Source organism: Kribbella sp. NBC_01484 (assembly GCF_036227145.1).
Taxonomy (GTDB): Bacteria; Actinomycetota; Actinomycetes; order Propionibacteriales; family Kribbellaceae; genus Kribbella.
Genome location: NZ_CP109437.1, coordinates 8,073,681 through 8,085,673 on the forward strand (window position 1 = coordinate 8,073,681; position 11,993 = coordinate 8,085,673).

Here is an 11,993-nt window from a genome sequence, read left to right on the forward strand (position 1 = left end):
CCGCAGCCACCGCCCCGCCGCAGCCACCACCCTCGCCGGCGCCCTCGTCCCTGCCCTCGTCGCTGCCGCTTCGCCGCGCTCGCCGCATTCGCCGCGATCTGCGACTTTGTGCATGGTGTCCGCATGATTTCGGGCTCCGGGCACGGACCTGGTGCACAAAGTCGGCGTGCGTGGGTCGGGGGCGCCGCCGGCGGAGGGGTCGCGGTGGCGGCGAGTGTGGCGGTCGTTGTGGCGTCGGCGTCCAGTTGGTGGCCGAATGTGGTGTTGGTGGTGGGGAGCCTGGTGGTCGCGGGGGTGGTGTGGCGGGTCAAAGGGCTGGGTGTGCTGGGGGTGGTGCTGGTTGCGGCTGTCTGTCAGGTGCCGGGGCTGACTCAGGCGCCGATCACCAGCACGGACGCCTACCGGTACGTGTGGGACGGGCGGGTGCAGCTGTCCGGCAGTTCGCCGTACTCGCAGGTGCCGTTGGATGACGCGTTGGCGCGGCTCCGGGATCCGGTGTTGTTCCCGGGGCTGTCGCCGGACGAGCGGTCGGGGGTGACAGGGCCGCCGCGGGTGCCGAAGGATCCGGTCGCGCTCGCAACGCTGTCCGCCGACGACCCCAGGACCCGGATCAACCGGCCACGGGTGCCGACCATCTATCCGCCGGTCGCCCAGGCGTACTTCGCCGCGATCGCGCTGGTCACGCCGTGGTCCGCGGGCACTCTCGGCCTGCAAATCGCCGCCGCATTGCTCGCCGTCGTACTCACCTGGCTACTGGCAGTAGACAATCCCCGGTGGGCCGCATTGTGGGGTTGGTCACCGATCGTCGCCCTCGAAGCCGGCAACGCCGCACACGTCGACGTCCTCGCCGCTCTCCTGATCGCAGCCGCCGTCATCGCCACGACCCGAAGGCCGAAGCTGGCCGCGGTTCTTCTCGGCGCCGCCGCGAGCGTCAAGCTCCTCCCACTCCTGCTGCTCCCCGCGTTCCGCGCCCGGCGGCCGGTAGTTGCCGTTGGCACCTTCGCCGCGTCGTACGTCCCCTACCTGGTTGCCGCCGGCACCTTGGTGCTCGGCTTCCTGCCCGGCTATCTGACCCAGGAAGGCTTCGACGACGGCAGCTCCCGATCGGCGATTCTCGCGCTCCTGCTGCCTCCTGAGGTCCGTCAGCTCGCCGCGGCGGTACTCGCGGTCGCCCTCGCCGTACTCGCCTTCCACCGGTCCAAACACGAGCCGATCGCCGTGACCTGCTGCTGGCTGTACGGCGCCGCACTCCTCGTCGCCACCCCCACCTACCCGTGGTACGGCCTCCCCCTGATCGCGCTGGCGGTGCTCGCGCGCCGGCCCGAGTGGATCGCCGTACCCCTGGCGTCGTACCTGGCCTATGCGAGCTTCGGGCACGACACCCGGCAGGGCCCGATCCACCTCGTCGCCGCCGTCATCGTTGTCACCGCCATCACGCTCCGTCATCGGGCTGATCGCCAAAGCCGTTTGACGCCGCGCCCACTGCCTGCCAACACTGATCGGCGTGACGAAACGCATCGCCCTCGCGACGTCGGCCGAACAGGCTGAATTGCACGAACACGACCTCCCGCTCGTCGACGCCCTCCGCGCCGCGGGCCTCGACCCGGTGGCCCAGGTCTGGACGGACCCGTCGGTCGACTGGTCCGCGTACGACGCGATCCTGCTGCGCTCGGTGTGGGACTACCACCAGCGGTACGACGACTTCACCGAATGGCTCGCCCAGCTCGACAAGGCCGGCATACCGGTGTTCAACGACTCCGACCTGGTCCGCTGGAACGGCGACAAGCGCTACCTGCTCGAACTGCGCGAGCGTGGCGTGGCGATCGTGCCGTCCCAGATCGGCGCCGGCGCGGGGCTGCGCGAGGTCGTCACCGGCCTCAACGGTCAGGAGATCGTCATCAAGCCGACCGTGGGCGCGGGCGCCACGCACACGATCCGCGGCATCGCCGGGTCTCCTGAGCTCGACCAGGCGATCGACGAGCTTCCGGACACCGTCTACCTGGTCCAGCCGTTCCAGCCCGAGGTCCAGACCGACGGCGAGTGGTCCCTGGTGTTCATCGACGGCGAGTTCAGCCACGCGGTCGTGCAGCGTCCGGTGGCCGGCGACTACCGGGTCCAGCTGATGTTCGGCGGCGCCGCGACCCCGGCCGACCCGCCGCCCGCCGTACTGGAGAGTGCGCGCACGGTCCTCACCACGGCCGGCGTCCACCCGCTCTACGCCCGCGTCGACGGCCTGGTCGTGAACGGCCGCTTCCTCCTGATGGAGCTCGAACTGATCGAGCCCTACCTGTTCTTCCCCCAGTCCCCCGAAGCAACTCAGAAGCTCGCTTCCGCAGTGGCTGCCCGGATCTGAGCGACCGATAGGGTCGGCGGTATGCCGACCCTCGAGGACATTCGCCAGGCCGCTGACCAGCTGAAGGGCCGGATTCACCGGACGCCGGTCCTCACCTCGACCGCGCTGAACGAGCGCTTCGGCGGCGAGTTCGTGCTGAAGGCCGAGCTGTTCCAGAAGACCGGCAGCTTCAAGGTGCGCGGGTTGCTGACCAAGCTGCTCCGGTTGAGTGCCGAGGAGCGGGAGCGCGGGGTGATCACCGTCTCGGCGGGGAACGCGGCCGGCGCGCTCGCGTGGGCCGCGCGGGACGCCGGTGTCCCGGCGACCGTGGTGATGGCCAGGACCGCCGTACCGGCCAAGATCGACGCGGCCCGCGGGTACGGCGCAACCGTCGAGCTGGTCGAGGGCGACCTGATGGCCCAGTACGAGCGGATCCGGGACGAGCGGAAGCTGACCGGCGTCCACCCGTTCGACGACGAGGACGTGATCACCGGCCACGGCAGCCTCGGGCTGGAGCTCCTGGAGGACCGCCCCGACGTCGACACCGTGCTCGTCCCGGTGGGCGGCGGCGGGCTGATCTCGGGCGTCGCGCCGGCGGTCAAGCTGGTGAAGCCGGAGATCCGCGTGATCGGCATCGAGCCCGAGCAGGCCGACGTGGTCAGCCGCAGCCTCGCGGCGGGTTCGGCGCAGAAGCTCCCGACGGCCCGATCGATCGCCGATGGGCTCGCCGCGCCGGTCTGCGGCACGCGCAACTTCCCGCTCATCCAGCAGTACGTCGACAGCGTCGTACGCGTGAGTGAGGACGCGCTGCTGGAGGCGACGCGACTGGTCATGTCGCGCACCAAGCTCGCCCTCGAACCGGCGGCCGCCGCACCCTTCGCCGCACTCATCCAGGGCCTTCAACCGGAAGGTGTCACCGCCGCTGTCGTCAGTGGCGGCAACCTGGATGTCGCGAAGCTGATGCTCTAGGCAGGCGCGAGCCGGGCCCGGGCGCCGGGGCTGACCCCGTCACTCGGATCGTCGACCAGATCACCCTGGCGGACCGGATCGTTCTCCGGCAGCAGGATGTCGCGCGCCACCACCAGCATCAGCCAGAGTGTGCCGGCCATCCGCACGATCACCGCGAACCAGTAGATCCGGTCCGGGATCTCCGGATTCCCAGGTGCCAGGAACTGGGCCAGATGCATCCACACCAGCATCCAGTAGAAGCACTCGCACGCCTGCCAGATCAGCCAGTCCCGCAACCGCGGCCGCGCGAGCGCCACCAGCGGCAGCAGCCACAGCACGTACTGCGGTGAGTACACCTTGTTGATCAGCAGGAACGCCGCGACCACGAGGAACGCCAGCTGCGCGAAGCGCGGTGGGCGCGGCGCCATCAACCCGAGGATCGCGATCGACAGGCAGAGTCCGGCGAAGATCACGATGTTCAGCTGGTTGACGTCCGCGACCTCGTGCTTGGCCAGCTTCAGCACGTACCAGATCGAGCCGTAGTCGCTCTCCCGCTGGTCGTTGAACGTCCAGAACGACATCCACTCGTTCTTCGCCAGCAGGTAGATCGGCGCGTTCACCAGACCCCACGCGACCGCAGCAGCCACCGCTGCCTGGAACCACGGCCACAGCTTGCGGCCCCGGATGCACACGATCAGCAGTGGCCCGAGCAGCAGGAACGGGTAGAACTTCGCCGCCGTCCCGAGCCCGAGCAAGATGCCGAACCAGATCGGTCTGCCGCGTGACCACGCGTACATCGCCCCGGCTGTGAGTGCGACCGCGAACAAGTCCCAGTTGATCGTCGACGTCAACGCCAGTACCGGCGCGGCGGCGACGTACAGGGCGTCCAGCGGCTGGCCACGCGCCGCACCCGGACGCGACTCGACCCCACGCGCGGTCGCGACCGTCAGGCCGACGATGAGCAGCGCACAGAGGAACAACAGCACCACGTTCACCACGAAGAACACGCCGGCGGTGTCGCGCTTCTGCTCGACAGTCAGGTCCTTCTTCGGGTCACCGGTGATCAGCCAGGTGAGCTGTGCCGCGACCTCCATGAATCCGCCGGTGAGCACCGGGTACTCGAGCACGGGGTAGTTGCCGGTGTCCAGGAACGGCCGGTTGCCCTCGGCGAACCCGCGCTCCTGGTAGAGGAACCCGATGTCGGAATAGCACAGCGCCTTGAACGGCCGCCAACTCTGCCGGTCCCATCCGGCCTCCATGCACGGCGCCTTCTGCAGTACGCCGAGACCGAAGGTGATCGTGCACACCGCGAGCGCGATCCGCAGCGGCGTCCACCAGGACGAACTGAGCCGGGCGAACCGCCCGATCGGCCCACCGAGCCCAACGGTCAGCCCGGCGACGGCCGGATCGACCTCCGACGGCGTCTGCCGGTCCTGCGCGTCCTGGGTACGTGGTCCGGTCACGGTGGGCATCATCTCCTATCGGCTCACCTGGCGACCAGGAGAGGTTACCCACCCGTTGCTGGACCAGTCCGGAAGCAGCCCCCGCGCGCCGTCATCCGTCGGCCGCGATCCGCCCACCCGAGCGGCGGCGCATGAGCAGCAGTGCACCAGCGATCAGGACCAGGCCCATGAGAGCGATCGCACCCACGGCCAGGCCCATGCGGGTGCCGACCGGCCGGTAGACGCACGAGACGTCCGAGGCGCCTGCACCGACCGGCACCGCCATCAGGCCGGCGCGCACGCTCGGTGAGCGAGCAGCACCGCCGTCGACCGAGCACCGCCATCCCTGGATGCGGATCACGCCGATCACCACAGTGCCCGCGGCCCCGGGCGTGAGGCGGATGTCGAGACTGTGGCCCCCGACGCTCACCGCGGCCGGCTTATTCGCGTTCAGCCGCCCCACGGCCGCGGTGAGCAGCCCACGATCCAGGCAACCGATGGCCGAAGCCGGCAGCCGGGCCGGTCCCTGGACCCGCACGGCCAGCTCGACAACGCCGTCCGCGCCGACCGTCCCGAGCCGTCGCATCGGTGCGCCGGAGTACACCCCCGGCCGCTTCGCCTTCGGATCCAGCACCGTCTGCCAGTTGGACCCGTCGACGAGCACCTCACCGACAAAGGTAGGTGCCGCGAGGTAGGCCTCCGACCCGGCCCGGCACGTGGCGACGAATCGCGCTTCGACCGGCTTCGCGGCACCCGCAACCGGAGCGATCAACAGGTTCCCCTGCCGGTCGGACACGCTCACACCGGGCACCTGCTTGGGCCTCAGCGTCGGGACGGTGTAAACGTCGGCGCCGAGCGCGCTCTCCTGCAACCCGTACGGCGCCGGGTCGGTCGAAGCCCACGCCTTGGTCGAACGCACGGTGACCAGCGGCGCCACACCGTCGTTCGTCGCAAGTCGTGGCCTCTCGGCGTCGTGCACCCCGGAGTCGACCACCACGCGGGCGTGGACGGAGAACACCGCGTCGACCACCGGGTTCTGCGGGTCCACCGTGGCTCGCCCGTAGGAGCTGTACCCGAACCCGAGTCCCATCAGCTCCCGCGAGACGTCGTCCGGGATGGTGCTCGAGTAGTACTGCGGTCCCTCGCCGCCGATCAACATGGGATCGTTCACCGACACCTCTGCCCCGGGCGCCGCCCGATGCAGCGGCCAGTCGTCGGCGGACATCACCAGCGAACGAAGCCCGTCATGCTCCTCCCCCCAGGGCGCGGCAGCACTCAGAATCTTCCCGCGCGCCACGTCGATCGCGACCGCCGACATGGTCACCTCGACCAGTACGGCGCCGACCAGCAACGCCACCGCACCGCGACGGACCCAGTCCGGCACCGGCCGGCGGCTCGCCAGCCACGCCAGCACGGCAACGGCAGTCAGGATCGGTACGGCGATGTGCGTGGTGCCGGTGATGTAGCGGACGTTCCAGGTCACGGCGTACAAGACCATCACGAGCCCGACCGGTACGGCGACGCTCACCACGGATCGCAGTCCGGACGCGGCCGACATCCAGCCGATGATCACCAGCATCCCGGCGACGACGAACGCCTGGCGGAACGGGCTACCGTTCGGCGAGTCGAATCCGTGCCAGACCTCGTGGGTGAACCGGACCTGCATGCTGAGCAGCGTCAACGCCACCAGGACGGACCACACGGCCCGCTCGCGGACCGCGATCGCCCGGTTGAGCGGGAAGCTCAGCGCGAGCAGCAGCATCAGTGTGCCGACTGCGAGTCCCGGGCTGGTTCCGACGCCCTCACTACCAGGGAGCAGCCGGGACAGGAACTCGACCGCGGCGTGCGGTTGGAACGTCGTCTTCGGGCTCGGCCGGGCGGCGCGGATCACCTGGAACGTGGGCACCAGCAACGGAGCCGCCAGCCCGATACCGAGGCCCACGGCAACTATGCAGCGCACTGCGGCGATCAGACGATCGCGCCAGGACACCAGGGCGTCGTACGACAGGATGCGGGCCACGACGACGATGCCCGCGCCGATGGTTGCCATGTACACCGTGTAGAAGTGCGACGTCCACAGCAGCGCGACGACGAACGGCGTCACCAGCAACGACGTGGCCGACCGGCGCCGCAGGATCCATTCGCAGAGCAGGCAGATCACCGGGAACGCGACCATGCCGTTCAGCCACACCGTCATGTATGCCGCGTCGTCGATCGACCAGGCACAGGCGCCGTACGAGACGCCGCCCGCCACGGCCAGCCAGGCAGGTCCGGTCGGACGCAGCCGGCGCAGGTACGCCGTCATCGCGCCGGCGCCGAGCGCGATCGCGGCCACGGCGACCAGGAACAGCGCCAGGTCGATCCGATCGCGGGGCAGCACGAGTGCGATCCAGGACAGGCTCGAACCGACGTACGCCATCAGGTCGCCGAGGAACGGGACGCCGAAGCCGCTCGACCAGTTGAAGAGCAGATCGCCGGGCGCCTGACCGGTGACGATGTCGCGAAAGTGTGCGTACATCGGCACGAACTGCTGACCGAGGTCGTTGGTGCTTCGATGACCGTCGCCGAACGGGTACGTGCCGCGGATGATTCCGCTCGCCACGAATGTCGCTCCGGCTGCCGCGGCGGCGACCGGGACCGGCCAGTGCCGGCGGCCGAATGTCCGGGCAAGCCTCATCGGCGAGCAACCTGTGGCGACTCGATCGGCAGTCGCACTTCTGCGGTGACGGCCGGCGCCGGGTGCCTGAGGTAGGTCAGCCGGGCGGCCTCCTGCCGGCTGCGGCCGACCGCGTCGAGCAGATAGCCGAGCACCAGCATGAGGATGGCGACCAGCCCGATCGACGAGGCCAGGATGGCGGTCGGGAACCTCGGCACCAGGCCGGTGTCGAGATACTCCAGTACGACGGGCACGCCGAGGATCAGCGCCACCACGCCGAGCAGCGCGGCCAGCGCGCCGTGGAACAGCGTGGGCCGCTCGAGCCGGGTCAAGCTGAGGATCCAGCGGAGGATGCGCACGCCGTCGCGGTAGGTGCGCAGCTTGCTCTCCCCGCCGCTGGGCCGTTCCTTGTAGCCGACCGGGATCTCCGCCACCGGCACCCGCAGGTGCAGCGAGTGGATGGTCAGCTCGGTCTCGATCTCGAACTCCTGCGACAGGGCCGGGAACGACTTCACGTACCGGCGCGAGAACGCGCGATAACCGCTCAGCATGTCGGTGATCTCCCGGCCGAACAACGCGCCGGCGGCACCGGTCAGGACGCGATTGCCGAGGGTGTGGCCGGGCCGGTAGGCGGCGACGTTCGAGTGCTTCCGGACGCCGATGACCTGGTCGTACGGACCGGTCAGCAGGACGCGGACGAGCTCGGCCGCCCGCGCCGCCTCGTAGGTGTCGTCACCGTCGATCAGCAGGTAGACATCGGCCTCGACGTCGGCGAAGGCCCGGCGGACCACGTTGCCCTTGCCCTTGCGCGCCACGTGCCGCACGATCGCGCCGGCCGCCGCGGCGATCGTGGCGGTGTTGTCCGTGGAGTTGTTGTCGTAGACGTAGATCTTGGCCGTCGGCAACGACGCCTGGAGTTCGGACACGACCTTCCCGACCGCCGCGGCCTCGTTGTAACACGGCACGATCACCGCGATGTCGGTGCCGGAAAAGTCCTGCACGTCAGTCATTTCCCCTCGCTCAGCAGACCACCGCGACCGGCAGCCCCGTGTTCGGCTGGATCGCGTGCCTCAGCAAGCGCCCCCCAGCTACTGCATAGATGTCCCGAACCGCCGCAGAAGTTGCATCGCCGGCCAGAATTGTCATCTAGACCACAAAATCGTGCCGTTTCGGATCGGACCGTGAGGCCGCGACGACTCTCCGAACAACCGGAGCGGAAACTCCTCAGTTCGGCGGCTCGAGGTCCCCGAGCCACGTGGTGAGGAGCTGCTCGAGCTGAGCACGTTGGGCCCGGTCGAGCGGAGCCAGCAGGCGTTCCTCGTTCGCCATGTGGGCGGTGAAGGCCTGGTCGAACAAGCGACGTCCGGCCGGCGTGAGGCGGACGACGCGACCCCGGCCATCCGCATCGCTGCGGCGCCTCTGGACCAGCCCGGCCTGCTCGAGCCGGTCGACGCGCTTGGTGACCGCCCCGGTGGTCACCATCGTGTGCAACGCGATCTCCCCCGGAGCCCGCTCGTACGGCGCGCCCGCACGACGCAACGCCGCGAGGACGTCGAACTCGCCCTCCGAGAGTCCGTACTTCGCATAGAGCAGGGTCAGTTCACCGGTCAGGTGGTTCGCGATCCGGTGCAGCCGGCCGATCACGCCTTGCGGGCTGGTGTCGACATCCGGCCGCTCGCTCCGCCACTCCGCCTGGATCCTCGCCACATGATCGTCGGTCACGCCGTTCACTATATCTTCCTGGGAAGATATAGTAGTTTCCATGGAAAATACCTTGCGCTGGGCACTCGTCACCGCGATCGCACCGGTGGCCTGGGGCACGAACTACTTCGTCACCCACGAGTACCTGCCCACCGGCTATCCGCTGTACGGCGCTGTGTTCCGCGCACTGCCCGCCGGCGTACTTCTGCTCTGCCTGGCCCGGCGCCTTCCCCGCGGAGTCTGGTGGTGGCGGTCCCTGCTGCTCGGCGTCTGCAATATGGGCGCGTTCTTCGCGCTCATCTACCTCGCGTCGCAGCTGCTGCCGGTCAGCCTGGCGTCGACGATCATGTCCGCGTCGCCGCTGACCATGGCGTTGTTCGCCTGGGGACTGCTCTCCGAGCGACCGACCATGCAGGTGCTCACCGGGGCCGCGGCCGGGATCGCCGGCGTCTGCCTCCTGCTCGGTGCGGGATCGCAGCCGGTCGACTTGCGCGGAGTCGCGGCTTCGGTAGCCGCTTTGACGATGTCGTCCTGCGGATACGTCCTGGCGAAGAAGTGGGGCCGGGCCGACGGGCCGCTCGCGACAACGTCCTGGCAACTGATCGCGGGCGGCCTGGTGCTGGTCCCGTTCGCGGTGATCTTCGAGGGAACGCCGCCGAGCCTGGACGGACCGGCGCTCGCCGGTTTCGCGTACGTCGGACTGGTCGCGACCGCCCTCGCGTTCACGGCGTGGTTCACCGGCCTGCGTCACCTGAGCGCCGCGACCGTCGGGCTGATCGGACTCCTCAACCCGGTCACCGGCGTACTCCTCGGCGTCCTGGTGTCGGGCGAGGTGCTCACCGTCCGACAGGTGGTCGGACTGGCGCTGGTGCTACTCGGGATCGCGGCCAGCCAGCTAAGGTTTATCGATGCACCTCGAGTGGAGCACGCCCGAGCTGACCCTGACGTTCACCATCGACGACGGACCGGTACGGCTGACCACCGGAGCCTCAGCTGAGACACCGCAACCCCTGGTGGAGGTCTCGGCCATCGGGTACGGGCGCTCCCCCGGCACCAACCGCCATGTCGACACGATCCTCGGCAAACGCCTCCGGTATGTGAGCCACGAGGACACCGGCTCCACGCTGCGCATCGTGCAGGAGGACGCCGACACCGGTCTCCGCGTGACCAGCGTCTTCGAGGCACGAGCCGGGGTCCGCGCGTGGTCCGAGGCTTCGCTGACCCGACCGGGCGAACTCGTGCTGGACTTCCTGTCATCCCTGGTCGTCGGCCTGGAGTCCGTCGACGCCGACCTGCACTCCGCGGCCAACGACTGGATGGCGGAGAACCGCTGGTCGGTGCAGTCCTTGCGCTCAGGCGGCGTACCGCAGATCGTTCGCGACCCGCACTACCCCGTCTCGAAGAGCCGGCATGCCGTGACCAGCACCGGGTCGTGGTCGAGCGGTGAGCGGCTGCCGGTGGGGGTCCTGGTCGGGACGTCGTACGCGCTCGGCTGGCAGATCGAGCACAACGGCCCGTGGCACTACGAGCTCGGCGAGAACCGGCATGGCGGCTACCTGCTGCTCAGCGGGCCGACCGACCACGAACACCAGTGGAACGTGCGACTGACCGCGGACAATTCGTTCACTACGGTGCCGGTCTCGCTCGTCGCCGGGACCGATCGCGACAGTACGTTCGCCGCACTCACCCGCCAGCGTCGCGCGCTGCGGAAGCGGCGGCCGGTCGACGACCGGATGCCGATCATCTTCAACGACTACATGAACACCTTGATGGGCGACCCGACCACGGAGAAGCTCCTCCCGCTCATCGACGCGGCGGCCGAGGTCGGCGCGGACTACTTCTGCATCGACGCCGGCTGGTACGCCGAGGGCGACTGGTGGAGCACGGTCGGCGCCTGGCAGCCGTCGACCACCCGCTTCCCCAACGGGTTCGGCGGGGTGATCGAGCGGATCCACCAGCGCGGCATGGTGCCCGGCCTCTGGCTCGAGCCGGAGGTGATCGGCGTCGACGCACCGATCGCCCGTGAACTCCCGGACGACGCGTTCCTCACCCGGCACGGCATCCGCGTCGCCGAACACGGCCGCTACCTGCTCGACCTGCGCAACCCGCTCGCCCGCCAGCACCTCGACGACACGGTCGACCGGCTGGTCTCCGACTTCGGGGTCGGCTTCTTCAAGTTCGACAACAACACGATGACCGGCCCTGGCACCGACAAGGGCGGTACGTCGCTCGGCCACGGACTTCTCGAACACCAACGGGCACTGCTCGACTGGCTCGACGGAGTCCAGGCCCGGCACCCGGACCTGCTGATCGAGAACTGCGCGTCCGGCGCGATGCGGATGGACTACGCGATGCTGTCCCGGCTGCATCTGCAATCCACCTCGGACCAGCAACACCCGTTGCTCTACCCAACGATCACCGCGGCCGCGCCGGCCGCCGTCCTGCCTGAACAAGCCGGCCACTGGGCCTACCCGATCACCGGCACCACGCGGGAGGAATTCACGCTCGCCCTGGCGAACGGCATCCTCGGTCGCCTCTACCTGTCCGGCCACCTCAACCAGATGACAGACTCCGAGCGCGAACTGGTCCGATCCGCGGTCGCCGCGCATCGCGTCGTACTCCACGATCTCGAAACCCTCGTCCCACACTGGCCGCTCGGGTTGCCGGACTGGGAGGACGAATGGGTCGTTCTCGGACTCGGCAACTATCTCGGCCTGTGGCATCGCGCCGCCGGCCCGGCCGAAATCACCCTCTCCCTCCCCCAGGCATCCATCACGCCGCTCTTCCCGACCGCCGCCGACGGCTGGACCTACACCTGGTCCGGCGACAAGCTCACGGTCGGAACCGGCCTGCCCGAGCCGTCGGCGCGGATCATCCAGCTGGGCTAGGCGAAACCGCCCCGTGCGTGTCGAAA

The 11,993-nt window shown here is 69.3% G+C and carries 9 protein-coding genes; 5 read left to right on the plus strand and 4 right to left on the minus strand.

The annotated features are described in order from the left end of the window. Window positions 1-204 precede the first annotated feature (204 nt). From OG555_RS39005 to OG555_RS39015, 3 genes are read left to right on the plus strand one after another with little or no spacing between them, the layout of a single operon-like run. Window positions 205-1,548: a glycosyltransferase 87 family protein gene (locus OG555_RS39005; RefSeq protein ID WP_329478526.1), complete on the plus strand. Its 1,344-nt coding sequence runs from the start codon at window positions 205-207 to the stop codon at window positions 1,546-1,548. After that, a complete protein-coding gene (locus OG555_RS39010; RefSeq protein WP_329478527.1) occupies window positions 1,505-2,353 on the plus strand; it encodes an ATP-grasp domain-containing protein in 849 nt (282 codons plus the stop codon). The genes OG555_RS39005 and OG555_RS39010 overlap by 44 nt, the downstream gene beginning before the upstream one ends. 21 nt (window positions 2,354-2,374) lie before the next feature. Continuing rightward, a complete protein-coding gene (locus OG555_RS39015; protein ID WP_329478528.1) occupies window positions 2,375-3,301 on the plus strand; it encodes a threonine/serine dehydratase in 927 nt (308 codons plus the stop codon). On the opposite strand, the gene OG555_RS39020 is transcribed toward OG555_RS39015, so the two are convergent. The 4 genes from OG555_RS39020 to OG555_RS39035 all read right to left on the minus strand — a co-directional run bounded on the left by OG555_RS39020 (window position 3,298) and on the right by OG555_RS39035 (window position 9,100). Continuing rightward, window positions 3,298-4,752: a glycosyltransferase family 87 protein gene (locus OG555_RS39020; protein ID WP_329484933.1), complete on the minus strand. Its 1,455-nt coding sequence runs from the start codon at window positions 4,750-4,752 to the stop codon at window positions 3,298-3,300. The genes OG555_RS39015 and OG555_RS39020 overlap by 4 nt on opposite strands. 82 nt (window positions 4,753-4,834) lie before the next feature. Beyond that, complete coding sequence (locus OG555_RS39025) at window positions 4,835-7,399, minus strand: YfhO family protein (RefSeq protein WP_329478529.1); 2,565 nt, start codon at window positions 7,397-7,399, stop codon at window positions 4,835-4,837. After that, window positions 7,396-8,388 carry a glycosyltransferase gene (locus OG555_RS39030; protein ID WP_329478530.1) on the minus strand — a complete coding sequence of 331 codons (993 nt, stop codon included), beginning with the start codon at window positions 8,386-8,388 and terminating at the stop codon, window positions 7,396-7,398. The genes OG555_RS39025 and OG555_RS39030 overlap by 4 nt, the downstream gene beginning before the upstream one ends. A 214-nt stretch (window positions 8,389-8,602) precedes the next feature. After that, entirely contained in the window at window positions 8,603-9,100 is a 498-nt protein-coding gene (locus tag OG555_RS39035) for a MarR family winged helix-turn-helix transcriptional regulator (protein WP_329478532.1), read from the minus strand. A gap of 40 nt (window positions 9,101-9,140) precedes the next feature. On the opposite strand from OG555_RS39035, the gene OG555_RS39040 reads away from it, so the two are divergent. After that, on the plus strand, window positions 9,141-10,076 hold the full coding sequence (locus OG555_RS39040; protein ID WP_329478534.1) for a DMT family transporter: 936 nt from the start codon (window positions 9,141-9,143) through the stop codon (window positions 10,074-10,076). Next, on the plus strand, window positions 9,988-11,967 hold the full coding sequence (locus tag OG555_RS39045; protein WP_329478536.1) for a glycoside hydrolase family 36 protein: 1,980 nt from the start codon (window positions 9,988-9,990) through the stop codon (window positions 11,965-11,967). Before OG555_RS39040 ends, OG555_RS39045 begins: the two co-directional genes overlap by 89 nt. The last annotated feature ends 26 nt before the right edge of the window (window positions 11,968-11,993 follow it).